Source organism: Sporofaciens musculi, assembly GCF_009830285.1.
Lineage (GTDB): Bacteria > Bacillota > Clostridia > Lachnospirales > Lachnospiraceae > Sporofaciens > Sporofaciens musculi.
In genome coordinates, this window is sequence record NZ_WUQX01000001.1 from 89129 (window position 1) to 113518 (window position 24390).

Genomic DNA, 24390 nt, shown 5'->3' on the forward strand with positions numbered 1-24390 from the left:
TATTCCACAATCTAAATATATATGGTATACTTGCCACTAAGGTAAACCCAAGGAGGATTAAAGTCATGTCCGAGTTTCAGGAATTGGTAAAAAGCTTCCCCAAGACAAGAGAATATGTCCGTGACTTTTTTGTCTATGGATTCAAGACCCGCAATGAATTCAAGAATAAAAGTCCCCGCACCTATGACAATGAGCGAAGACGTCTTGAGAGCTGGCTTAGTCCCTATGTCCGTAAAGACCATGTGTCAGGCGGTTCAAACATTTCCCTGGCCATCGACAGCAGCCTTCTGGATACGAATCCCCTGTTTCGGGTATGGAAGACAAAGAGCTTTACCGACAATGATATTGTACTGCATTTTCTGATTCTGGACCTTTTGCAAGAAGGACTCCCACTGACAGCGGAGGCAATCACAGACCTCCTTCTCACAAAATACGAGGCTCTGTTTGATATCCAGACCGTTCGCCGAAAATGTAATGCTTATGCAAAAGAGGGCTTACTGGAAAAGCGAAAGGATGGAAAGGCGGTAGTATTCTCTCTCTCGCTTACACTGGTTCAGTGGCTTAAATCCAACGAAAATATGCTGGACGCCCTTTCCTTCTACCAGATGTCGGAGGTTTTTGGAATCATCGGGAATGAACTGACAGAGCAACTGGATTGCGAGAATCAGACCTTTCGTGTAAAACATAGCTTCTGCGTACATACACTGGAGGATGAAATCCTTTTAAAGCTTCTTGACGCCATGAACCAAAGGCTGCGGATACGGCTTGAATTAAAGAGCTCTAAAAATGGGAATAGCGCTGCTTCTGCCTGTGTGCCTTTGCAGATCTTGATAAGCGCCAGAACCGGCCGCCGTTATCTGTGCGGTTATATGCACAGAAGGCAAAGATTTTCCTGTTTCCGCCTGGATTCCATCAAAAGTATTACGCCTTTGGATTCCTCTTTAGAATATGACGATTTACTTAACAAACTGAAGCAGAACCGGTCAAAGCTATGGGGCGTCTCTTTTCAGGGGGAAAATGGACGCCGTCTGGACAAGCTGACCATGACCGTTCAGGTTTTTGAGCCAACTGAAAATTATATTGTTGAACGCCTGAAGCGGGAAGGCAGAGGCGGCTCTGTGATTAGAATTGCGCGGAATGTCTATCAGTATGAGATTGAAGTCTTTGACTGCAACGAGATGCTTCCCTGGGTTCGCACATTTATCGGAAGAATCCTAAGTCTTACCTGTACCTCGAAATCCGTAGAACAACGATTTTATCGGGACTTGCAGGCTATGTATGAAATGTATGAGATACCCCAGGACATAAGTAAGCTTTGATATATCAGAGAAGGAGTTCGTATATGGAATTATTTTCGGAAATATACAGTTGCTATTATCAAGTATTACGGCATCTCCTGTGCTGCCAAAATACCATGACCATACAGGAAATCTGTAACCGGATTGGCAGCGAAGGCTTCGCAGAAAGCATGATTTCTATCATTCCTAAGCTGGAAAGCGGCGCATGGAATCTGTTTGACAGGGAGGGCGAGCTCTATCTCTCCAAGCTTTCCTCCTCCTTTGACGTCCCGCTTTCTGCCCTAGAAAAATCTTACCTTAAGGCATTGTTATCCGACCCTCGTATTGGGCTGTTTCTTGAGCAGGAGCAGCTTGATACACTTGATGAAATGCTTTCTGACGTGAAACCACTCTGGCGTCAGGAGCAATTCTGGTACTACGATCGTTTTACAGACGGCGACCCTTATCCTGCATTATCACCGCGGGATGCGGCGGCTGATACATCAATGCATCTAAGCCAAACAATATCGGCAAATACAGCAATGCCTCCAGACCAGGCTGCGGCGGCTGAGAAATACCGCCGTAATTTCCGCACTCTGCTTAAGGCGCAAAAGCAACGTCAGTATGTTGACCTAGATTATACCTCCCCTGCAGGTACGCGGGTTCACCATCACTATGTTCCTGCCAGGCTTGAGTATTCTGTAAAAAACGATAAGTTCCGCCTTCTTGCCCTCAAAAATACTGGAAACGGCCGCATGAGGCTGGATATACTGAATATTGCCCGCATCCAGAGTGTACAACTTACGGATAAAACCCTCTCCTCCAATATTGATTTGAATTCACTGATTCGGAATTCTTATTACAAGGAGCCTCTCATACTGCATATTGTCAACAAGAGAAATGCCCTTGAACGGGCCATGCTGCATTTCGCTAATTACGAGAAAAACACTACAAAAATAGATGAGAACACTTATGAATGTCTCATCTATTATAACCAGAGTATGGAAACGGAACTGCTGATTGAAGTCATATCCTTTGGGCCTATGCTTACGGTGATTGGGAGTGAGAAGTTCCTGGAGAGCCTTAGATCACGGCTAAAAAAACAGCGGCTTCTGAATTGCCGCAGCCTATTGTAAAACCATCTCCCAAAGGCTATAATAAACAATAATCATATTGAAAAAATTTCTAAAGGTAGTGTAAAGTAGCCTATGAAAAACTGGAGTCAAAAAAATAGGCTCCATTAGAACTTTGATAATTGTAGATACGATAGATTTTGGCAGTGTCCGCCACCCTTGACGGCACACCAAAACAATGCTCTGAACGTCTTACCGACGGCGAAGAACTCAAGAACAGATACCAGTTTCTCCGTCTGATTCACAGCATTGTAGCATTGTTTTGGCGTGCCATCAAGGGCAGGTCCCTTCGGGATGGCTAGGTAATTACCTCTGGCTCGGAATCTAAGAACAGATGTGGGCTTAGCCCTGTTGCTGCTTTAAGAGTTCCTGTTGGCCCAGATAGATCAGGAGTTGCCATTTGCCGGGCATATTCCCAGCGCCTTCCAGCAGTTCCACTTTATTCAGCGGTTCCCTGCCGCCGGATTTCTCATGAGGACGCAGGAAGTTATAGTAAGCGACCCAGAGAGAAACGCTGTGTATTGCACCGCCATCCGTACCGTAACCGCAGGTGACACGATAAGATTCCCTGAATGTACGGTTCAAGCGTTCGATCACCTGTTTGAATGGCCGGAATTTTTTGGATACTTCGTCGTCATTGGTAAGGCCGATCACCTGCGTGATGAATACGTCCCAGCCTTTTTCAATCTTGAACTGCTGGGCGGCAAGCGGATACGCGCTGTATCCGTCAGCAATGAATTTCAGGGTTCTGTCAGGGAATTCCTTAAATTTATCAAATGCCATGCGCATGGTAAGAATACAGGGGCCGACATCTCTTGAAGTTGAGACCTGATAGCCGAGGATGGAGCGAGTTACTTTGTCCATGATGAGCCAGACATATGCTTTTATACCTTTGATTTTGATGTAGGTTTCATCAGCAGCAAGTTCGTTGGAAGGATTGTAGTCATAGGAATCTACAAAGGGACGGATGATGACAGCGGCTGTTTTGGCATAATTGTTGACCATGGTATGTGAAATGTCAATACCATGGATTTCTTTAAGGGCCTGTACGGTCTGCCGGAGAGAGAGTTTTAAGTTTACCCGGTAGGTAAGGCACAGCCCCATGATATAGGCGTTGTTTTTCTTATATCTGAAGGAGGTTGCCCACTTTGGGAGCTGGTTTAGTTCCATATCAAAAAAGTTTACAGAAAACTCGCGGTAAAGATAACGTAGTTTATATTTCCAGTATTCGGATTGCGGAAGCCCTTTAGGAAGCTTTGTGAGATTCCGCCGGTAGTAAGGACAGCTGTCGTTGACACACTTATGGATACGGAAATGTTTCCGGTCTTTGACAGGCTTTAGGGCATGCCCGCAATAAGGGCACTGTAGTTTGAACGGGGATGTTACTTTTTCACCGTTGACAAAGGTTTGCCCGCAGATCTTGCACTTAAACTGTCCGCGGCCGCCAGAGTTGTCATAGATATAGTCATGAGGGGCGCCGCAGAGAGGGCAGGCGGTATCAGTCGGAACGTTACGGGGTTTGCCTTTCTGGGGTTTGACAGGTTTTACGGCTTTGCCATAGCGGAGGAGGTAGTATCCGTTCCAGAGTTGCCAGTCCTGTTTGATGAATGGTTTGATGACAGGAAGTTTATCCGTGAGGAACTTTTGGTATTTAGGGCTGTGGAGTTCATCGTGAGCCCACTGCTTAAGAGGAATGTATCTGCAAATAAAAAGAATGAGCCAGCAAATTTGCTGATATTGTTCTTGAATGATTTTAAGTAAATATAGTATAATGTTATCCATAAAGCAATGATTTACCTTTCGTATTTTGTTGAGTGTGGTGCTTACATTATACACGAAAATAGGGGATCATTGCTTTTTTAGTTGTAAAAAGCTAAAAATTCCCTGAAAACATGAGGTTTTTAAGAAAAATAGGATTGTAATACTTTACAATACCTTTCTAAACAAGAGGTGTACAAAATGAAAAAGTATCTCAATATTTCTCTCATCTACGCAATCGCAGCCATGGCAGGCGGCGTGTTTTACAGAGAATTCACGAAGTTCAACAATTACACAGAGGCTACTGCTCTTGGCAAGGTACATACTCATCTGTTCCTGCTAGGGATGGTCATCTTTCTTCTAACCGCCCTGTTTGCGGCCCGTTATCACCTTGAGGAAATCAAAACCTTCCGGACATTCATGTGGGTCTACAATATGGGAGTGCCTCTTACCGCCCTTATGCTGGCCGTACGAGGAGTCACACAAGTACTCGGCCTTTCACTGTCTGCCGGTGCTTCTGCTTCCATCTCCGGAATTGCAGGTATTGGACATATTCTGACCGGCGTTGGTATGATACTGTTGATTCTCTCTCTTAAAAAAGTGGAACCGGAGGCAAAATCATGAACAAAGCATCTATTTTCCATGTTAAAAAGCGCACCCTCCTTGCTACTGCAGGGTGCGTTTGGCTAATTGCGGGGTTCAATGTGGCCCGATTGGGCATCCTGTCTTATCTGGGGCTTCATCAGATTACAGCCATAAATATTCTGCTATCTGCTGTGGTTTTCTGTGCCTTTGGATTCATGTTTTTCAAGATGGCCCTCAAGCATACCCGACGAATCCGCAATTATTCAGAAATCTACCGCCCAATATGGTATTTTTTTGATCTAAAATCTTATATAATCATGGCGGTTATGATGAGTGGCGGTATCTGGCTTCGCTACTCTGGTCTGGTTCCGGATATATTCATTGCTGTGTTTTACACTGGCCTTGGCTGTGCGCTGACGCTTGCAGGTATATTGTTCTGGATTATGTTTATCCGCACCCCTTCATAATATTGCCCTGAAAACCTGTTCTACAGATAAGGCCATATTCTCCCTTGCATTTTCCGGCTCCATCGCTTCTGCCAGCGTAGTGACGCCTCTCACAATGGGGAAAAATGCATCAATACCTGCCTCATTACATTCTCCGGCATCCTTCGTTACACCTCCGGCAAATGCAAGCACCTTTGCCCCGTACTTCTTTGCAAGACGGGCCACACCCACAGGAGCCTTTCCCATAGCTGTCTGGGAATCCAGCCTCCCCTCGCCGGTAATGACAATATCCGCATCCCTTATCTCCTGCTCAAGTCCGACTGCCTCAAGGACAATATCAATTCCTGACTTCAATTCCACATTCGGAAGGTAGCTTAAGAAGGCAAAACCCAGACCGCCCGCCGCGCCTGCTCCTTCTGCCATCCGATAATCCACGCCCTTGTATTCCTGGGTCTTATCCGCATAATGCGCCATCATCCCATCAAAGATTGGCTTTTCCTCCTCTTTGACGCCCTTCTGGGGACCATACACATAGACAGCCCCATTCTCACCGCATAAAGGATTTGTCACGTCACAAGCTACCCTAAAGTGACACTCCTTTAACACTTTTGGTACATTTTCTTTGGAAATAGCCATAATGCAGTCCAAATCCTGAAGCCCCCTTCTAATAGGATTGCCGTCCTGCGTCTTGAACTCATACCCCAATGCCTGAAGCATCCCCACTCCGCCCTCGCTTGTGGCGCTTCCGCCAATGCCGATAATGAACTCACGGCATCCACGTTTAACGGCATCCATAATCATCTCACCGACACCATAAGTCGTTGCCCTTGATGGGTTCAATTCTTCTGGTTTCAGTAAAATAATTCCCGCCGCCTCCGCCATCTCCATCACAGCCGTCCTTCCATCTCCGAGAATTCCATATCTTGCCCTTCTCTTCGTTCCCAGAGGCCCCGTAACCTCCACGAAAACGTACTCGCCGCCCATTCCCTCCACCAAAGCCTCCGTGGTCCCTTCTCCGCCGTCTGCCAAAGGCTTTACACTTATCTGCGCATCACAGACTTTAAGAATTCCGGCTTTCGCCGCATTTCCGGCCTCCATGGAATTCATGCATCCTTTAAATGAATCTATTGCAATAACCACCTTCATATGCTGCTGCCTCCATGTAATTAAATACTATATTTTTAATCATACATTCATGTACTTTCGTTTTTCTGTCATAATGAATCCCAACTAACAGAATATCCCCTGTATACCCTTCAATCCATGACGCATATTCCTTATCCTTAATCTGCCTGCTCAAGAAGTCTGGCAGAACCATTCAGCGATTGGATGATTCCCTCCCATCCCCCAACTTTCATTGCGCGCATGAACTCCTGCTCTATCTCCTGATTCGGGATAAAGACCTCACTTGTTTTCCTGTCATAAGTAAGATAACCCAGGTGTACCAGAAGGGTAAGTACATCATCCCTTGTTTTAAATGTTGTCATATCATTCTGGAATGTTGTAGAATCAATAAGACATCTTCCATTTCCAATCATGATAGCAATCGCTTCCTTTAGCCCATCAAAATTCAAATCAATATAGATTTTCAGCGCTTCATAAGTCTCTGTCCCTGTCCAGTAACTCTACAATTCCTTCCATGTCAGCGCATCAACCACAGACTTAGGATTGTAAATATGAAGATTGCCGATAAGATAACCGTCATACCATCTCTTTACCTCTGCATACTCCATATCCTGCTGCTCACATTGCAGACATACCTCTTCTTCTGTAAATCCAAAATATTCACCCAGATTCTTTGGCGAAATCAAGGAATACTCATCAAAAATATTCACCGCCGAGTGCTCCCCATACTTCTTGATTGGCAAAATACCAGTCATGTACGCTAACTCTACGTATTCAGAATCTTTAAAAAGCCCTCTTAAAAAATCCAGATACGCCTTCTGCGCTTCTTTCCCAATCTTTAATCCTGCAAACACTTCTGCCGAATCACATCCACGGCTATAATAAGCCGCCAGCATATTTGCCGCCATAGACTTCCCGAACCGCCGCGGACGGCTTACACAGATAAACCTTCTCTCTTTCCTATACAATGCATTCGTCCTTGCAATCAGCATACTTTTATCAACATATATATCCGAAAAACGAGCTATCTCAAACAAAACATTACCTGGATTCACATAGATTCCCATACTGCCTTCCTCCTCGTATTTGTCCTCCTTCTTTTGGTATCGTCCTCTCCTTTAATTATACTGAATCTCGTTTTCTATCTCAAGGTACAATAGGCAATCTCTCCAAAAACAAAAAATTATCTATTAGGAAATGCAATGGAAAAATCTGCCCGAAGCTTATCCTTCATCTCTACTCCCTGAGTTCAACAACCGGCTGCTTTCTTTATATATGTACCTGCAAACTCCGTAAATTTATCCGTAAGAAGCGGCTGCTTCTGGTTTTTGCGCACTGATATCCCCACCACTCTCACATAACGCTCCTGAAACCGCCGGCACACAACACCGTCAGATATCGGAAGCCCGCCGATCCCCAGGCCGGAGAGCACCCCGATCCCCAATCCATTCTCAATCATCTTAAGCATACTAATCTCATCCCTCCCCCTCAGATAAATATTAGGCGTAAAATGATTCCGGATGAAAATATCTTCAAGGCTGGAATCAAGTCTCGAATCTGGCAAAATCAACGGCTCTCCTGCTATCTCACTAAGTCCAATCTCCTCTCTGTCCGCCAGAAAATGCCCTGCTGGAAGCAGGACAATGAATTCATCTTCATAAAGAGGCGTAAACTTAAGCTCATGGCTCACAGGGAAGGCCGTCGTCAGCCCACAGTCAATCCTTCCCCCACATAGTTCCTTCTGTATCTCCTCCGCCACACCATGCACCAAATCATAAGATACTTTCGGATAATTTACAGAAAACCCTTTAATAATATCAGGAAGCCACTGTCTGCCGACTCCTGGAATCGCTCCGATACTAATCCTCCCCTCACATATACCGGTAATTGACAGCGCCATCTGCCGGATGTTGCTTTTAATAGTCCCCTGGAATCTCTTGAAGTCCAGATATAAACAGTACCATATTGTAACCAATGATAGACCAGACACCAATCACACCGATAGCATACACTGCAATCTTTGGGTCAGAAATCCAGTTAATCTTTGTCCCGAAAATATGGTTCAGCAGACCGAACTCTGAGTTAAACAGCCACCTCCATACCATGGCAATGGCCGCCGGGGCCGCCACCATAGTGGGAAGGATAAACAGCCATCCCCATATAAACTCATTTCTCTCTTGAGTCGTCCCTTTCTTCGGCATTGCCATGGGTCTCACTCCTTCCTGCTTTCACTATTCTTCTGCAATCGTCTCATTCATCATGTCGGCAATTTTCTCGCAAGTTTCTGCCATGTCAGCCTCTCCGTTCCAGGGCGCTTTTAGTTCTTCCACCATCGGATTCCACCATGCCAGCGTAGAATTTGTGTGGGGTCGGAACACAAGGTCGCCTTCCAAAGCGTCTAGGTATGGCTGAAGGTTAAATGCATCTGTACAGTTCACCCAATTATCGGATACCCCCTCATACGCAGACATTGTTACTCCCAAATCTGCCTGCTTCTGCTGCATATCCTTTGAACCAAACCATTCGATTAACTGATACGCCTCATCCGGCATACTAGTGTTGGCAGACGCAGCCCATCCAAGGCCGTTGTACATGGAAACACTCTTGCCTGTCCCCTCATCCTTCGGAAGCCTTGCAACATCACCGTGGGCTACAATGTCCTCGTTATCCTTGAATGCAGACACCATCCAGGAGCCTTGAGAAATCATCGCCACTTTCTGGGAACTGAATAACACATCTGTACCGGTCTCTGACATGGTAGCCGCAGGCGGCATCACGTTCTTTATACATTTGTCAACAAACTCCATGGCTTTAATCGTATTCGGGTCGTCGAATCCAGACTTCCAGTCATCCGTCAGCACACATCCACCCATGGAATAGATGATATTCATCCATGTATCCTGTTCGTTTACGGTACTTGCCGCAAACCCAAATTGGCTTCCATCATCCTTGGTGAGCTTCTCGGCAATCTCATAGAACTCGTCCCAGCTCCAGTTTCCGTCTGGATAAGGAATCTGGGCTTCGTCAAACATATCCTTGTTGTACCAGATTGCAACTGTATCCATATCCTTCGGTACGGCATATGTCTTGTCCTCAAACTGATACATTTCCCTTAAATCCTCCGGAAACTTATCCATCTCAAGAACCTCACTCTTTTCGATTTTATCCGTCAAATCGAGCAGAATGTCGTTAGACATGTACCGGTAAGCCTCATTGGAATGCATCCAGAATACGTCTGGCATCTCTCCACCTGACGCTCCCGCCTCCAAAAGCGTCCAATAGCTGTCCCACTCGATAACCTGGAGGCTCGTCTTAATTCCAGTTTTTTCCGTAAAATCAGCCATAATCTCCTCTAATCCTGGCTGCTGCCCTACATCCCAGATCGCAACCGTAAGAGTTCCGTCGCCTTTTGACTCTCCCTTTGACTCTCCTTCTGCGCTGCCGCCGCAGGCAGACAGAGCCATTGTCATTGCAGATACAAGAAGTACCGCAATGAGCCTGTTCCTTTTTCTCATAGCTTAACTTCCTCCTTTTCGTCATAATGACCTTTTATTTTCTGTATCATTATACTTTTTAAGATTTTCATAAGGAATGAAATAATGGGAACAGTTTATGGTATTTTGAACATAGAAAAATGAATATTATTATGGAAAAATGAGAACCGTTTACACCAAACTGGTATGGTTATATTTACAATTATTGGCTCTTTCTTTCAATCCAGATATGGTATAAAGTATCTACATAATATTTATAAGAAAATAAGAAAAGAGGTAATGAACGTGAACATGAATACGAATCTAAAGAAAATTGTCATGACAGCATTATTCGCCGCAATGGCATGTGCAGCGACCATGTCCATCCGGATTCCCACGCCGGGAACCGGCGGATATATACATCCCGGAGACGCCCTCGTCATTCTCTCCGGCGTCATCCTTGGCCCAATCTGGGGGCTTCTGGCGGCAGGAATCGGCTCAGCTATGGCAGATTTGCTGGGCGGATACTTTATCTACGTGCCGATTACATTTGCGGTCAAGGGAATCATTGCATGGATTGCCGGTATGCTCTACATGAAGGTTGGAAAGACGTCTAAGAGTCAATGTACGGCTGTCATCCTTGGAGGAATCGCAGATATCGTCCTTGTAGCCGGAGGGTATTTTCTCTGCGAGATACCTCTCTATGGAGTGACCACGGCAATGGCAAGTATTCCCGCCAATCTGATTCAGGGGCTTAGCGGACTTATCATTGCATTTGTACTGTACCCGATTCTAATGGCAGTACCGGATATCAGGCAGATTACCCATAGCTCTCACGCATAGTATTGCTTCTGATTATAAAATGAGGCTGTCAGGAAATGTTGTGTTTTCTTCAACATTTCCTGACAGCTCCTTTCTTACATTATAAATGTCTTAAAGATACAGATTCTTATATACCTTTCGGTCTTTCACCACCAGCACAACACACAGCAACACAAACACTCCTCCAAAGGCCAGAACCGTCATCCATGCCGCAAACGACGCCCCGATTCCGTATATATAACCAATCAACAACTGATAAACACTGGTAAGCCCTGTCCTAAGCACCTCTGACAGACCGTTAATCCTTCCCCTGTGGCTTGCCGGCATTCGTTTCGTCAGATACGGGCTTTCCGCCAGCATACTGAACACCTCGCCCCAGGTCAGCACAATCATGGCAATATAATATACAGGTATCCACCCCATAAACAGCAGAAATATCCCGAACCCCGCAACCAGAAGCACCTGGCCTAAAAGCGTCTTGACCGTTTCCGAAATCCATGGAAACATTCTGGTAAACAAGGGAGTAAATACCACAACCACCACACAATTCACACTGGTAATGGAACCGAAAATCACAGCCCCATTATCACCGTGCAGCCTGGCCAAATCCAGAGGCAGCAAATAATTATACATCTGGTAAGTAGCATAGTAACCGCTGACTGCCAGGATATAGAGAACTATCATTTTATTCTCTTTTAAGACCGTCCACAGTCCCTCTCCTTCCCTGTCAGCCTGATATACAGCCTTCTGGCTGGTATCCATTACCGGAGTGATATCCTTCACCATGAAGAAAATCAGTACCACAGAACAGCCGATGGCTGCCCCGCTGATTAGAAAAGCCAGCCATAGATAATCCCGAAGCAGAAACCCTGCAATCGTCGGAGACATGACAAATCCCAGGTTCGTACAGAGATATTGTAGAGAATATGCCCGTTCGCGGTCGTCCGTCACCGTAATATCCGCCGTCAGCGCATTATAGGACGGATGCTCCATACTCTGGCATGTGGCCGCAATAAACATCAGAACAATAGACTTGCCCGATAACGGAATCACGGCACAGACCACATAACAGATCACGGAAACAATATCCAGATAAACAATATTCATTTTTTTATTTAGATGGTCTGCCATCTTCCCGCCAATCAGATTAGCAGGCAGGGACAAAATCCCTACTAATGCCATAACCCATGCGATATGCTTTGCACTCATCCCCATTTTCTGGCTCAGAATCATCGTCAGCATAGGCCAAATCATGGCGCCCATGGCAGTAACCAGCCTTCCAAAGCACAGGATATAAATCTCCCTGCGCAATCCCTTATATTGTGATATTAATTTCATCTTTTTCATCCAATCTTATTGTATTCCCCATATCTGCCTGCTTTTACATCAAAGTTACACCCCCGCCTGTGATTTGTCTTGATAATGATTGTATTCCACAACCTTATAAATGTCAATCAGGATTATCCATAAGTAAAAATAAGCCGACATATAGATTCGCCTTATTTCTAAACGAACCTATATACCGGCTTCATCCATCTATTACTTTCTCAGTTTAAACTGTCTCACCAGATTCCTAAGCATCTGAGACTGACTGGACAATTCTTCACTTGTCGCCGCACTTTCTTCTGCCGTTGCCGAATTCGTCTGAACAACACTGGAAATCTGATTCATACCATTCGTAGCCTGCTCAAGAGACATAGACTGCTCTACCGCTGCCTCCGCAATCTTGTCCACCAGACCCGAAATCGCACGACTGCTCTCTACCACCTTCTCCAACGACTGAGCCGTTTCATTGGCAATCTCCATACCTTTATCCACAGCGCTGACAGCTCCCTGAATCAATTCAGACGTGCTCTTAGAAGCGCTGGCAGACTTCCCTGCAAGATTCCGCACTTCGTCAGCCACAACCGCAAAGCCCTTTCCGGCTTCGCCCGCCCTGGCAGCCTCTACAGCCGCATTCAGCGCCAAAATATTCGTCTGGAAAGCAATATCCTCAATAGTCTTGATAATCTTTCCAATCTCTGCCGACCGCTTTCCAATCTCATCCATGGCAGCAACCATTTCCTGCATCTGCTGATTACATACTGCTGTCTCCTCTCCGGATTGAGCTGAAATATTCCTGGCGTCCGCCGCATTTTGGGCTGTCCCCTGGACATGCTCAGCAATTCCTGAAATCGTTGCCGTAAGTTCTTCAACCGAAGCCGCCTGTTCTACAGAGCCCTGAGAAAGAGCCTGGGCGCCTGACGCCATCTGGTCACTGCCCATAGACACCTGGTCCGCCGAAACATCAATCTGCCCCAACGCGCTGCTAAGTCTTCGGTTCATCTTACGCACAGAGAGCAGAACCCCTTCAAATGCACCGATATAGCTCTCCTCTGCCTTTGTCCTGACCGTAAAATTACCTTCTGCCATCTCCTCCAGGACGTACTTCAAATCCGTGACAATCCGGTTCAATGTGTCTACCATCCGGGCAAATGTATTCGACAACATTCCAATCTCATCCTCATTTGCCGCCTCAAGAGTCACATCCAGATTACCCTCTGCAATACTGTTGGCCGCCTTAACAATACCCTGAACAGGTCTTAACACTCTTCTCAAAACCAAAATAATCGTAGCGATAATAACAATCAAAACCACCACAGAAAGGGCAACCATCCAATAAATCGTATTCTTGATCAAAGCGTCAATATCTCTTGTCCGAACGGCTGTCAACGCCCACCAAGTCTCCCCTGCTGCATTGATTGGCGTAAAGAACCTCGTAACCTTACTACCGTCCTCCCGTGTCGTTTCAATCTGGAATTCCGTATCTCCACCCATCTTTTCCTGAATTGCCTTCAGCTCTTTGGCATTCGGAGTAAAGTCTGAAAGAGACTTCCCGATATCTTCTTTGGCCTCACTGTCATAGATAATCATCTCACTGGCATTGTAAATCGTACAGTACATGCTGGGATAATCCTCATTGGTAGTCTCAACCTTATCAAAATTGGTGACATTAATATCCGCCACCACGATCCCCTTGAGCTCACTGTTATGGATTACCGGACTTGCATAGGAAACCATAGAAACTCCGTTATAATCATAAGGGTCTGTAACCACGCTGTCCATCTTCTCAGCCGCCTGCTTATAATAATTCTCCTGAGAATAGACCTCATACGCACCGAAAGGCTCCACCTTTCCTGTTGCATGATCCGCCCCTATGTAGAACGCATAATCCTTCATATCCTCCTGAAACTTATACGCCTCAAACATTACGCCCACGCCCTCAAGATCTTCGTTATTGACCGCTGCATTCCGCGCCGTCTCACTCAGGTACACTTCAATATCATAGTTAATCGGCGTCATCACTCTTCCATAGATACTGCTCTGACAAAGAGCTACTGCCTCCGGATCCGTAGGCACTATATTCAGCGACGGGTCAGCCTCGGCCTTCTGATAAGACTTCTCCAGAAATGCCTGCATATCCTTTGAAGCAGTCTCCGATTCATCAAATATCGTCTGAATATCCTTGGCATTTGAACTACAGATTGCCTCCAGTTCACCGTAAGTAGCCTCTGTAATTGCCGACTCGGACATAAAGACCGTAATCCCTACAAGGATTACCAGGCTGACAGCCAGAATCGAACCAATCACCAAGGCCAGTTTTTGAGCCAGCTTCAATTTTTTTAACATATCTTTTCCTCCTTCACAAAGCCTAAAAATACCAGGCTCATTCTCTCATGTGTTTCCTTTGCTTTTCTCCACCTTTACGTTATACTTTTTGAACCCCCAACCAGAACCTTCTGTAAAAAACAAAATAGTATGGTAAGAACCACACTATTTTACAGTCGCCTTGGAAAAGTGAACATAAATACTCACTTCTGCCCATTGCCCATATTCATACCTGTCAAAATCATCCTCTTAGCGTGAAATATCGGAAATATTCTCGAACCTCTCATAACAACTCTCTTTTCGACCTCATATGCGCAATCTCAGCAGCCTCATCGTTTGCAAAAAGTGTACCTTTGCAAATTCCGCATATTTTTTTAACTGTTAAAGAGTATAACATAAAAATAACCCATTTACAATGAATTTTGACATATAAAAATTTATTATTAAGAATTAATTATTGAACCTGAATTTATATCTTTCATGTACATAAATGTACAGATTATCGCATTGAACAGGCTGCTTTTCATCTTCATTGCAGCGCAAGGCAGCTTCAAAGGATTCTGAATCAGTGTGAAAACGCAGCATTAGTCAAAAAACTGGGGAAGGGGACATACAGGCTCATCTCGCAGCCTCACAGTCCCGATACGCCCGAAGGGCCTTATTAAACTTTAGCGTCTTTTCCCCCACCAGCTTAGCCGCCCCCAGGGGATAATGGTCCGGCAGTATCTCCGAAGCCGCCTCCGGCTCCCAGTAGAAAACTCCACATTCCTCCTGCCCGTCCTGCTCCATCATAGCGGCTACACAGTCGCTCACAATCTTATAACTGCCCTCGTCGTCATATTCCAGTCCGCCCACCTCTGCAATCATGACAGGCTTATGGAAGGCCCTGGAATAGCCCTTTAATTTCTCAGAAAGCATATCCTTATCACTCTTAAACTGCTGCCAGTAGGGATAATAGGAGAAGCCTAATATATCCGTCTTTCCATTTTCAGCAAAGAAATTATCCAAAAAAGCGCCGCAAAAATCATTGTTGCATACCTCTGCCAGATGGGTAATTACCTGACACTTTGGACACAGCTCCTTCACCGCATCATAACCCATATTCAGGAAGCGAACCAACTGCTTCGGCTCATCCTTTAGGCTCCCTCTGGGCCACATCAGCCCATTGTTAATCTCATTACCCACCTGCACCCATTCCGGACAAACACCATTGTCCGCAAACAGCCTCATAACCTCCCTCGTGTGGTCTGCGATTCGTTTCTCTAACTGATTATCTGTATCATTCCTCCACTTCAGTGGGATATCTTGGTGCTCTGGATCGGCAAAATGATCGCTGTAATGGAAGCCTACCATCAGCTTCATTCCCTTCTCCTTCACGCGCTTTGCCATCTTAAGCACATTTTTTCCATCACAGAAGCCAAGCATACAAAGTTCATCCTCTGTTTTCTGCCAGAAAGCCTCCTCTGGCGGATTGACGAAAACACGAAGTCGAACCCCATTTACCCCCAATTCCTTTAACGCTTCTAATAAATCCGTCTCCTCATCTGCTTCATTCAGCCAGCGATATCCCATTGTCTCCAACTGGGTCGCCCATCCTAAGTCTACGCCATAAATTATTTGTTTCATCATTCTTCTACTCCTTTCACACATCACATCGACACTATGATTCTTTATGCAGTATATTTCCATGCAGACGCAGCGCCGATGCCCAATGTCGGACTGCATCATACAAGGTTATGATAACCGGTATGGAAACAATCAGGATACAGAGAAACAGCATACTCTTTACTCCAAACCGGTCAATCACGAAGCCAGAGTACAACAGACTGACAATTCCCGCCACACTGTTATATACCGCGTCTGCAATATTGTGCCCCAGGTTACGATACGCAGGCGCAACATTTCTTTCTGTTACACTTCGCATTGTAGGCAGCATAATCCCCACGCCCATATTGAGGAGACATGAACCGGCGAAAATCATGACCGGCGATACAGCGCCAAATGCCAGCGCCATTGTCAGAAAGGGCAGCAATGCAATCAATATATACCGTAGACGGAGGGAATATTTCTCCAGCTTATCTGCCAAAGCAATAAACGGCACCTGTGTAATGGCACAGATGAACGCATCTATTCCAATGTCCGCGACAGTACCTCTAACACTTTGAAGAACCGCTGTCTTCAGATTATTTATCGGCGCAACCGCCAGCCCAACCAACAACAGTATGATAATCAGATAACTATATCCTGGCCCATCGTTGGAGCATGTGGAAAACATTTGTTTCAGGGAACGGACGCTAAAACCGCCAGCCGGTTTCTCCTGCGCCGCATCCTTACTGTCCGGAAGCATAACCGCTGCTGCAATGCCCGTCAGCAGGAAAAATGTACCGAATATCAGCATAAAATGATAGCCAAAAGCTGAGACAAGCTGTCCAAGTATCACAGACGTAATCGCAAACATAAGAGACGGCAGGCAGCGGATTTTCCCATAAATCGAAAGATTATTTTCGCAGGTCAGCAAAAGCCATGAATCTATATTTGTCGCATGGGGCAGAGACACGAACCCCAGCAATGGATACAAAACGGCAAGTACGAGAATACTGTCGTAAGAAAAGTAAATCAAATACATCAACACCCCTGCCGCCAAAAAGCATAGGATTGAAACCTTCCGGTTCGTATGAAAACGGTCACACACCATCCCCCAGATAAATGAACCCAGAAACGCCGCCAGGAGATAGGAGGCCAGAAATATACTTACAACCGTATTGGTAATTCCCTTTGTCAAAAGATATGACATTAAAAAGCCAATAAATGAAGCATGAAAACTCCAGTATGAAACTTCAAGCACAGAAAATCCAATCCAATATGATTTCTTCATTGTACTCATAATTATTTCCTCTCAATTCTATTAATCAAATATTAACCAAATTATAGAAAATCATTGACGTAATGGGAATATCATTTATAATCTGATATATAGACAAAATTGAACCCGTAATGCGCGGCAAAAATATTGTCCCCATAGATTGAAAGGAGTCTTCCATATGCTACAATTTTCAGCATATCTCTATGATGAAGATCTTGATAATTATAATGTAAACCTTCCTTTTCTGGTTCATAGCTGCGGCAGGGTTTCTTTTAACGGCAATAAAAACATGAGTATAAACCGACTGTACGGCAGAAAAGACTTCCAGATTATCTATATCCATCAGGGAAAGGGTCATTTTTTCTTAAATAACCAGGAGGTTATATTAAACGAAGGCTGTACTATAGTTTACCAGCCTTTTGAAATACAGCAGTATTCTTTTCGTTATTTAGAAAATGCACAATTTTACTGGCTGCATTTTTCCGGAAATGATATCCCCAATCTATTAGAGGAAGCAGGGTTAGACCAGCAGGTAATAAATACCGGAATGGCATCCTACATTCCAGCTTTGTTTGAAGGAATCATACGCGAGCTTAGCATGAAACAGGCGGGCTATCTTCAGATTACCAATCTGAAAGGACAAGAGCTGATCTGGATGCTTGCACGGGAGGCGCAGAAGCAGAAGCACAGAAACAGGAATGGCTATAATGAGGAAATGGAAGAAATCCTGGAAACCATCCATCTGAAATACAATCAGGATTTAACAACAGAACAACTGGCAAGGACATATGGAACAAGCACCGGCTGGTTTATAAAAGAATTTTCAAAATATACCGGTTGCACTCCGAAAAAATATATTAATGAAGTCCGGCTGAACCATGCAAAAGAGCTGCTCAGCTCTACCAACTATAATATAAGCAAGATTTCAACTGTGTGCGGATTCGAGAATCCATTATATTTCAGCAGGTATTTTCAGAAAAACTACCATATGGCGCCGACCAAATATCGGAATACACTGAAAATTATATAAAACTAACTTAACGGGGGAAAAGAATTATGCTCTGCTGATGGAGCATTTTGCAGATATTGTACTAGACAATGCATTTCGCTCGTTTGAAGAAGATGAACTTACACTTGTATCAAAGGATATCCGTGCCTGTGACGTATAGCATCATGTCGTTCATTTTCATGAAGTAGAAACCTATGTGGCGGGAGAGGAATTTGAATACGAGTATTTGTATAAGGCCCTTGCCAAATATGCAAATGAACACCAGTATCCTCTGGCTCAGCAGGCTTATGAGGGCGCTGGGGCAGCCGAGAAAATCCATGCCGCCATTCTAAAGGAGGCCGCCAATGTAAAGACATATGAAGGAACGACCGTCTATGTCTGCCCAATCTGCGGATATGTAATGGCAGGCGACTCTATCCCTGAACGCTGTCCGGTCTGTGGCGGGCCAGAACGACAGTATGAAAAATTCTAAAGAACGATAGAAAATCTAAACTGGACTTAAGTTCAAAGACAAAAGGGGCTGTCTATTTCCTGACTGCCCCTTCTATATACTCTTCCCCTGGTTCTACATCCCAAGCAAAAATCAATCCATTATACTCAAATATATTTTCATCTTCTGAAAATTCAGAGCTGATCAACATCTTGCATTAATATTTTGCGTCGTCTGTGTACTCTCCAAAAGTATCCTTATCTGCACTAGATGAAGATGTACTATTACTGTTGTGTTTCACACCAGACTCTCTATACGTGGGTGCGCCTGCAAGGCCGCTGTTATCCAGACGAAACCGACTGATCAGCCCCTTGAGCACATTAGCCTGTCCTGAGAGCTCCTCACTTGCAGCGGCAGACTCTTCAGCGGTAGCAGAGTTCGTCTGCACTACACTGGAAATCTGATCCACAGCCGCGGAAATTTGAGAGAGAGAATTAGCCTCATCTTCGGTGGCGCTGGAGATCAAGTTGACAGCCTCCAACACCTTCTGGGAGCTTTCCACCACGGTCTGCAACGCCTGACTCGTCTCTTGGGACAGGTCAAGCCCCTCCTTAACCGCTGAAACGGTGTCTTCAATCAGCACAGCAGTACTCTTGGCCGCCTTGGCAGACTTGCTGGCCAAGTTACGGACCTCGTCCGCAACCACAGCAAATCCCTTACCTGCAGCACCGGCGCGCGCAGCCTCAACAGCGGCATTCAGAGCCAAAATGTTAGTCTGGAACGCAATATCTTCAATGGTATTGATGACCTTGCTGATCTCATTAGAATGGGACTCAATCTTACCCATGGCATCCATCAGAGCATCCATGTCTCCGGAACAAACGCCAATCTGCCGGTGGGTATGATCATTCTCAGATTTGGCAGTTCTAGCATGAGAAGCGGTGGACTCCACCTGCCCGCTCACATCCTGAATAGTAGCGGCCAGTTCCTGCACGGAGGAAGCCTGCTCCGTAGCGCCCTGGGCCAACGCCTGCGAACCGCTTGATACCTGGTCTCCGCCCGCATTAACCTGATCTGCAGCAATCTCGATCTGACTCAGCGTGTCGCTCATAGACACTTTCAGAATGCGCATAGCTTTCAGAATACCTGCGTAATCTCCAACATATGCTTCCCGCTGTTTACTGACCACCGTAAAGTTGCCCTGCGCCAGCTCATTCATGCAATAATCGACATCTCCGACAATATCTTTCACAATTCCAGTTAATTCCCGCATATGTTCCGCCATTTCGCCAAGCTCATCAGCGGATTGATAGGTAATATCCATATCCATCTGACCCTTGGCCATATTTGCGGCCACCTGGCGAATTTCTTCCACCGGTTTACGAATACTATTACTCATAGCCAAGGCCAATATCACACTGACTGCCACCGCAAGACAAATTATCACAATCACAATGATATTGGAAATTCTAGCCAGTCTGGCGCCATCTTCTACTTTATTCAAAGCGTTCTTCTGAGCAATCTCGCCTACACTGACCAAAATATCCCGCGTCTCGTCCATGTACGGCTTGTAATTACTCTTATAAAGTGCCAGCGCTTCATCATCCAGCTGCTGTTCTGCTAAATCTGTCACCTGGGACAAGCCGGGCTCTGCACTGTTCAAATTCTGCTCTATCTGGGTGAGCTGAGACATATCTCCCTGATATGTCCCTTTAAGTTCATCCAGCAGGGTGTAGAGACTCTGAAAATCGCTTTTAGCAGAGTCAACGGTATCGTCGCTATATTCTACAATACAAGATAGGATATTGCCCCGAACAGAAAAAACTGTACGCCGCATATCCAATGCATTTTCTACCGTTTGAAACTGTTGATCATAGAATTCCTGCAATCTGCTACTCTCCTCTCGAAGCATGAAAATCGAAACTACACCGACAATCACCAACAGGACCGTAATGAGCATATAGGATATCAACAACCTGCCCCGAATCTTCACATTTTTTAACATTTGACATTTCTCCTTTTTGTTCCATCAAAATTTTTTTATCTTTTTTCAATAATCGTATGATAATTCTCTTTCTACGACCCTCCTTTCTCATAACGCTCAATAGTTATTTTTTATTCCTTCAAGCAATATCTTTCGTAATACTTCTCCCCCTCCTCTATTGTAACGTCCCTGCCACTTTGAAATCCAAATGGCATTTTCCAACTGTGGTTTGTAAAACAAAAAAGCCTCTATTCCCACAGATTACTGTGAGCATAGAAACCCTGTGCCGCCATATAAAATTGAGTAGAAAGTACGGTGCCTACTTAACCAATAGCACAGGAAATTCCATTTATCAAGCTTTCCATACCAAATATATATAGATTATAACAAAAAACTATCTCCAAAACAAGATGTAAAGCAACAGAATAACTTTTGTATAAAAAAGTTCCGCAAACACTAATGCTTACGGAACTTTTTTAACTCCCCGAGTTGGGCTCGAACCAACAACCCCACGGTTAACAGCCGTGTGCTCTACCATTGAGCTATCGAGGATTATTCTTTTAATCTAAAGAAACACTAACTATATTATACTTCTTCGTATCTTATATAGCAAGTGTTTTTTCATGTACCCTCAAAACTGCACACAAGAAACTCTATTCTAAGCTCTATCTGATCTTCCATCTTCTTCCTTTACCTATCCACCTTTGGTCATGCCCTCGACCGATTAGTTGCGGTCAGCTCCATACATTACTGCACTTCCACCTCCGCCCTATCTACCTTGTCGTCTTCAAGGGGTCTTACTACACTTGGTAGGGATATCTCATCTTGAGGGGGGCTTCACGCTTAGATGCCTTCAGCGTTTATCCCCTCCCGGCTTGGCTACTCTGCCATGGCCTTGATTAGCCAACAGATCCACCAGCGGCCAGTCCATCCCGGTCCTCTCGTACTAAGGACAGCTCCTCTCAAATATCCTACGCCCGCGCCGGATAGGGACCGAACTGTCTCACGACGTTCTGAACCCAGCTCGCGTACCGCTTTAATGGGCGAACAGCCCAACCCTTGGGACCTACTTCAGCCCCAGGATGCGATGAGCCGACATCGAGGTGCCAAACCACTCCGTCGATGTGAACTCTTGGGAGTGATAAGCCTGTTATCCCCAGGGTAGCTTTTATCCGTTGAGCGATGGCAATCCCACTTTATACCACCGGATCACTAAGTCCTACTTTCGTACCTGCTCCACCCGTCGGTGTCACAGTCAAGCTCCCTTCTGCCTTTGCGCTCTACGAATGGTTTCCAACCATTCTGAGGGAACCTTTGAGCGCCTCCGATACCCTTTCGGAGGCGACCGCCCCAGTCAAACTCCCCACCTGACATTGTCCCCAGACCGGCTTACGGCCTCTGGTTAGAAATCCAATACTGCAAGGGTGGTATCCCAACAGCGGCTCCATGGCAACTGGCGTCACCACTTCCCAGCCTCCCGCCTATCCTGTACATGCAATACCGAATCCCAGTATCAAGCTGGAGTAAAGCTCCATGGGGTCTTTCCGTCCTGGCGCGGGTAACCAGCATCTTCACTGGTACTTCAATTTCACCGGGTGCATTGTCGAGACAGTGCCCAAATCATTACGCCTTTCGTGCGGGTCGGAACTTACCCGACAAGGAATTTCGCTACCTTAGGACCGTTATAGTTACGGCCGCCGTTTACTGGGGCTTCAATTCTAGGCTTCGCTTTCGCTAACCTCTCCTCTTAACCTTCCAGCACCGGGCAGGCGTCAGCCCGTATACTTCACCTTTCGGTTTTGCACAGACCTGTGTTTTTGCTAAACAGTTGCTTGGGCCAATTCTCTGCGGCCAGTCTTACCTGGCACTCCTTCTCCCGAAGTTACGGAGTCATTTTGCCGAGTTCCTTGACAATGCTTCTCCCGTCGGCCTTAGGATTCTCTCCTCATCCACCTGTGTCGGTTTACGGTACGGGCACAATTCAAACTATAGCGGCTTTTCTTGACGCATGGCTCACATACTTCCCTACTCTTAATTCGGTCCGCATCACGTCTTCAGATTGATACACGGATTTGCCAATGTACCTCCTACCTCGCTTGCGCCGGTTTCTTCATTCCCGGCTTATGCTTTCCACACGTGTCCCCACAGTTCTGTTAAATTGTGGTACAGGAATCTCAACCTGTTGTCCATCGGCTACGCCTCTCGGCCTCGCCTTAGGTCCCGACTTCCCCAGGGCAGATCAGCTTTACCCTGGAAACCTTGGATATTCGGCCGGAAGGATTCTCACCTTCCTCTCGCTACTCATTCCGGCATCTCTCTTCGATACCGTCCACAGCTCTTTTCAGTACTGCTTCCTCCAGTATCCAATGCTCCTCTACCAATCATTTCTGATTCCTAAGCTTCGGCAGTATGTTTCAGCCCCGGACATTTTCGGCGCAGGACCTCTCGACTAGTGAGCTATTACGCACTCTTTGAATGTATGGCTGCTTCTAAGCCAACATCCTAGTTGTCTTTGAAATCCCACATCCTTTTCCACTTAACATACATTTTGGGGCCTTAGCTGTAGGTCTGGGCTCTTTCCCTTTCGACTACCCAACTTATCTCGTGCAGTCTGACTCCCATACATCATCTACGCGGCATTCGGAGTTTGATATTCTTCGGTAAGCTTTGACGCCCCCTAGGAAATTCAGTGCTCTACCTCCGCAAGACTTGTATGAGGCTAGCCCTAAAGCTATTTCGAGGAGAACCAGCTATCTCCGGGTTCGATTGGAATTTCTCCCCTATCCACACCTCATCCCCACCCTTTTCAACGGATGTGGGTTCGGACCTCCATTGCCTTTTACGGCAGCTTCATCCTGGACATGGATAGATCACCCGGTTTCGGGTCTACTCCGACTGACTCTTGCGCTACCCTATGGGTATCGCTTGCCCTATTAAGACTTGGTTTCCCTTCGGCTCCATCCCTTAAGGACTTAACCTCGCCAGTCGGCGTAACTCGCCGGACCGTTCTACAAAAAGTACGCGGTTCATCTCATATGGATGTTCCACAGCTTGTAAACATATGGTTTCAGGTTCTTTTTCACTCCCCTCACGGGGTTCTTTTCACCGTTCCTTCACAGTACTATGCGCTATCGGTCACTAAGGAGTATTTAGCCTTACGGGGTGGTCCCCGCATATTCCCACAAGGTTCCACGTGTCTCGTGGTACTCTGGATCCCGCCATGTCATTTGTCTTTTCGCTTACGGGGCTTTCACCCTCTTTGGCCGGCTTTCCCAAAACCGTTCTGCTAAGACTCACGAATCAATTACGCGGTCCGAACCCCAGCGTGCACGCACACTGGTTTAGGCTCATTCCATTTCGCTCGCCGCTACTTTGGAAATCGAAGTTTCTTTCTTTTCCTCCGGCTACTTAGATGTTTCAGTTCACCGGGTTCCCTTCCTTAACTTATGAATTGGGTTAAGGATACTTGAGGTTTGCTCAAGTGGGTTTCCCCATTCAGAGATCTCCGGATCGTAGGATATTTGCTCCTCCCCGAAGCTTTTCGCAGCTTATCACGTCTTTCATCGGCTCTTAGTGCCAAGGCATCCACCATACGCTCTTTCTAGCATGACCAACTGAACTTGCGAAAACGGGATGTTTTGCTTGTTCTCACCGGTATAGCGTTACCGGCGTTGGCTTATAGGTTGTTTTTTGAATTCGTTTTCTCGAATTGGATATAATCTAAATGTATTTGGCATAACTGCCAAACATAATTCACACTAACACCTCTGCTTTCGCATTTGTGAAGTGTTCATTTAAATTACCTCGGATGTCTTGATTAAGATATTTATCTTATCA

At 45.7% G+C, this 24390-nt stretch carries 20 protein-coding genes, 1 tRNA gene, 1 rRNA gene and 1 pseudogene; 8 read left to right on the top strand and 15 right to left on the bottom strand.

Translation table 11 applies throughout. From position 1 onward, the window contains the following. Nucleotides 1–65 precede the first annotated feature (65 nt). The 3 genes from GN277_RS00450 to GN277_RS00460 all read left to right on the top strand — a co-directional run bounded on the left by GN277_RS00450 (nucleotide 66) and on the right by GN277_RS00460 (nucleotide 2712). Nucleotides 66–1319, top strand: a complete 1254-nt coding sequence (locus tag GN277_RS00450) for a WYL domain-containing protein (RefSeq protein ID WP_159748946.1) — start codon at nucleotides 66–68, stop codon at nucleotides 1317–1319. A gap of 23 nt (nucleotides 1320–1342) precedes the next feature. Then, on the top strand, nucleotides 1343–2413 hold the full coding sequence (locus GN277_RS00455) for a WYL domain-containing protein (protein ID WP_244324531.1): 1071 nt from the start codon (nucleotides 1343–1345) through the stop codon (nucleotides 2411–2413). A gap of 137 nt (nucleotides 2414–2550) precedes the next feature. After that, nucleotides 2551–2712, top strand: a complete 162-nt coding sequence (locus tag GN277_RS00460; protein ID WP_159748948.1) for a hypothetical protein — start codon at nucleotides 2551–2553, stop codon at nucleotides 2710–2712. Nucleotides 2713–2752: 40 nt separating this feature from the next. Here the strand turns inward: GN277_RS00460 and GN277_RS31950 are convergent, their stop codons facing one another. Continuing rightward, nucleotides 2753–4192 carry a DDE-type integrase/transposase/recombinase gene (locus GN277_RS31950; RefSeq protein WP_159748950.1) on the bottom strand — a complete coding sequence of 480 codons (1440 nt, stop codon included), beginning with the start codon at nucleotides 4190–4192 and terminating at the stop codon, nucleotides 2753–2755. Nucleotides 4193–4369: 177 nt separating this feature from the next. On the opposite strand from GN277_RS31950, the gene GN277_RS00470 reads away from it, so the two are divergent. Continuing rightward, nucleotides 4370–4792: a DUF2871 domain-containing protein gene (locus GN277_RS00470; protein WP_159748952.1), complete on the top strand. Its 423-nt coding sequence runs from the start codon at nucleotides 4370–4372 to the stop codon at nucleotides 4790–4792. Further along, a complete protein-coding gene (locus GN277_RS00475) occupies nucleotides 4789–5220 on the top strand; it encodes a hypothetical protein (RefSeq protein ID WP_204162682.1) in 432 nt (143 codons plus the stop codon). The genes GN277_RS00470 and GN277_RS00475 overlap by 4 nt, the downstream gene beginning before the upstream one ends. Here the strand turns inward: GN277_RS00475 and GN277_RS00480 are convergent. From GN277_RS00480 to GN277_RS00500, 7 genes and pseudogenes are all read right to left on the bottom strand, one after another. Further along, on the bottom strand, nucleotides 5215–6345 hold the full coding sequence (locus GN277_RS00480; protein WP_159748954.1) for a glycerate kinase family protein: 1131 nt from the start codon (nucleotides 6343–6345) through the stop codon (nucleotides 5215–5217). The two genes, GN277_RS00475 and GN277_RS00480, sit on opposite strands and share 6 nt — an antisense overlap. Next, on the bottom strand, nucleotides 6314–6499 hold the full coding sequence (locus GN277_RS32285) for a hypothetical protein (protein ID WP_330587004.1): 186 nt from the start codon (nucleotides 6497–6499) through the stop codon (nucleotides 6314–6316). The genes GN277_RS00480 and GN277_RS32285 overlap by 32 nt, the downstream gene beginning before the upstream one ends. Then, nucleotides 6483–6773, bottom strand: coding sequence for a hypothetical protein (locus tag GN277_RS32290; protein ID WP_330587005.1), 291 nt, complete (start codon nucleotides 6771–6773; stop codon nucleotides 6483–6485). Before GN277_RS32290 ends, GN277_RS32285 begins: the two co-directional genes overlap by 17 nt. Nucleotides 6774–6824: 51 nt before the next feature. Next, nucleotides 6825–7391: an AAA family ATPase gene (locus tag GN277_RS32295; RefSeq protein WP_330587006.1), complete on the bottom strand. Its 567-nt coding sequence runs from the start codon at nucleotides 7389–7391 to the stop codon at nucleotides 6825–6827. 182 nt (nucleotides 7392–7573) lie between these two features. After that, the gene (locus GN277_RS00490) at nucleotides 7574–8224 is read right to left on the bottom strand and encodes a LysR family transcriptional regulator substrate-binding protein (protein WP_159748956.1); all 651 of its coding nucleotides are present in this window, start codon (nucleotides 8222–8224) and stop codon (nucleotides 7574–7576) included. A gap of 19 nt (nucleotides 8225–8243) precedes the next feature. Then, nucleotides 8244–8471 (bottom strand): annotated as a pseudogene (locus GN277_RS00495) (sugar ABC transporter permease); the annotation flags it as partial. An 84-nt stretch (nucleotides 8472–8555) separates the two neighbouring features. Next, nucleotides 8556–9839 carry an ABC transporter substrate-binding protein gene (locus tag GN277_RS00500; RefSeq protein WP_159748958.1) on the bottom strand — a complete coding sequence of 428 codons (1284 nt, stop codon included), beginning with the start codon at nucleotides 9837–9839 and terminating at the stop codon, nucleotides 8556–8558. Between the two features lie 270 nt (nucleotides 9840–10109). Here GN277_RS00500 and GN277_RS00505 point away from each other — a divergent pair, with 270 nt between their 5' ends. After that, the gene (locus GN277_RS00505; RefSeq protein WP_159756227.1) at nucleotides 10110–10640 is read left to right on the top strand and encodes an ECF transporter S component; all 531 of its coding nucleotides are present in this window, start codon (nucleotides 10110–10112) and stop codon (nucleotides 10638–10640) included. A 90-nt stretch (nucleotides 10641–10730) separates the two neighbouring features. Here the strand turns inward: GN277_RS00505 and GN277_RS00510 are convergent, their stop codons facing one another. From GN277_RS00510 to GN277_RS00525, 4 genes are all read right to left on the bottom strand, one after another. Beyond that, a complete protein-coding gene (locus GN277_RS00510) occupies nucleotides 10731–11957 on the bottom strand; it encodes an MFS transporter (RefSeq protein ID WP_159748960.1) in 1227 nt (408 codons plus the stop codon). 201 nt (nucleotides 11958–12158) lie between these two features. Next, a complete protein-coding gene (locus GN277_RS00515; protein ID WP_159748962.1) occupies nucleotides 12159–14288 on the bottom strand; it encodes a methyl-accepting chemotaxis protein in 2130 nt (709 codons plus the stop codon). A gap of 597 nt (nucleotides 14289–14885) precedes the next feature. Then, nucleotides 14886–15896, bottom strand: coding sequence for a glycosyl hydrolase 53 family protein (locus GN277_RS00520; protein WP_159748964.1), 1011 nt, complete (start codon nucleotides 15894–15896; stop codon nucleotides 14886–14888). Nucleotides 15897–15927: 31 nt separating this feature from the next. After that, nucleotides 15928–17151, bottom strand: a complete 1224-nt coding sequence (locus tag GN277_RS00525; RefSeq protein ID WP_159748966.1) for an MFS transporter — start codon at nucleotides 17149–17151, stop codon at nucleotides 15928–15930. A 157-nt stretch (nucleotides 17152–17308) separates the two neighbouring features. On the opposite strand from GN277_RS00525, the gene GN277_RS00530 reads away from it, so the two are divergent. Further along, on the top strand, nucleotides 17309–18160 hold the full coding sequence (locus GN277_RS00530; protein WP_159748968.1) for a helix-turn-helix transcriptional regulator: 852 nt from the start codon (nucleotides 17309–17311) through the stop codon (nucleotides 18158–18160). Nucleotides 18161–18335: 175 nt separating this feature from the next. Further along, nucleotides 18336–18611, top strand: coding sequence for a rubredoxin-like domain-containing protein (locus GN277_RS00535; RefSeq protein ID WP_159748970.1), 276 nt, complete (start codon nucleotides 18336–18338; stop codon nucleotides 18609–18611). Nucleotides 18612–18786: 175 nt separating this feature from the next. Here GN277_RS00535 and GN277_RS00540 read toward each other — a convergent pair whose 3' ends face one another. From GN277_RS00540 to GN277_RS00550, 3 genes are all read right to left on the bottom strand, one after another. Continuing rightward, a complete protein-coding gene (locus GN277_RS00540) occupies nucleotides 18787–20574 on the bottom strand; it encodes a methyl-accepting chemotaxis protein (RefSeq protein ID WP_159748973.1) in 1788 nt (595 codons plus the stop codon). Between the two features lie 459 nt (nucleotides 20575–21033). Then, nucleotides 21034–21105, bottom strand: a tRNA-Asn gene (locus tag GN277_RS00545). 152 nt (nucleotides 21106–21257) lie between these two features. After that, nucleotides 21258–24165: ribosomal RNA gene (locus tag GN277_RS00550) — 23S ribosomal RNA — on the bottom strand. Between the last annotated feature and the right edge of the window lie 225 nt (nucleotides 24166–24390).

Excerpts from the sequence above, each read along its gene's own strand:
- GN277_RS00475 (WP_204162682.1), top strand. The coding sequence starts at position 4,789 with ATGAACAAAGCATCTATTTTCCATGTTAAAAAGCGCACCCTCCTTGCT.
- GN277_RS00520 (WP_159748964.1), bottom strand. The coding sequence starts at position 15,896 with ATGATGAAACAAATAATTTATGGCGTAGACTTAGGATGGGCGACCCAG.
- GN277_RS00525 (WP_159748966.1), bottom strand. The coding sequence starts at position 17,151 with ATGAGTACAATGAAGAAATCATATTGGATTGGATTTTCTGTGCTTGAA.
- GN277_RS32295 (WP_330587006.1), bottom strand. The coding sequence starts at position 7,391 with ATGGGAATCTATGTGAATCCAGGTAATGTTTTGTTTGAGATAGCTCGT.
- GN277_RS00450 (WP_159748946.1), top strand. The coding sequence starts at position 66 with ATGTCCGAGTTTCAGGAATTGGTAAAAAGCTTCCCCAAGACAAGAGAA.
- GN277_RS00510 (WP_159748960.1), bottom strand. The coding sequence starts at position 11,957 with ATGAAATTAATATCACAATATAAGGGATTGCGCAGGGAGATTTATATC.
- GN277_RS00540 (WP_159748973.1), bottom strand. The coding sequence starts at position 20,574 with ATGTTAAAAAATGTGAAGATTCGGGGCAGGTTGTTGATATCCTATATG.
- GN277_RS00470 (WP_159748952.1), top strand. The coding sequence starts at position 4,370 with ATGAAAAAGTATCTCAATATTTCTCTCATCTACGCAATCGCAGCCATG.
- GN277_RS00490 (WP_159748956.1), bottom strand. The coding sequence starts at position 8,224 with ATGGCGCTGTCAATTACCGGTATATGTGAGGGGAGGATTAGTATCGGA.
- GN277_RS00500 (WP_159748958.1), bottom strand. The coding sequence starts at position 9,839 with ATGAGAAAAAGGAACAGGCTCATTGCGGTACTTCTTGTATCTGCAATG.
- GN277_RS00455 (WP_244324531.1), top strand. The coding sequence starts at position 1,343 with ATGGAATTATTTTCGGAAATATACAGTTGCTATTATCAAGTATTACGG.
- GN277_RS00480 (WP_159748954.1), bottom strand. The coding sequence starts at position 6,345 with ATGAAGGTGGTTATTGCAATAGATTCATTTAAAGGATGCATGAATTCC.
- GN277_RS00530 (WP_159748968.1), top strand. The coding sequence starts at position 17,309 with ATGCTACAATTTTCAGCATATCTCTATGATGAAGATCTTGATAATTAT.
- GN277_RS00505 (WP_159756227.1), top strand. The coding sequence starts at position 10,110 with ATGAATACGAATCTAAAGAAAATTGTCATGACAGCATTATTCGCCGCA.
- GN277_RS00515 (WP_159748962.1), bottom strand. The coding sequence starts at position 14,288 with ATGTTAAAAAAATTGAAGCTGGCTCAAAAACTGGCCTTGGTGATTGGT.
- GN277_RS31950 (WP_159748950.1), bottom strand. The coding sequence starts at position 4,192 with ATGGATAACATTATACTATATTTACTTAAAATCATTCAAGAACAATAT.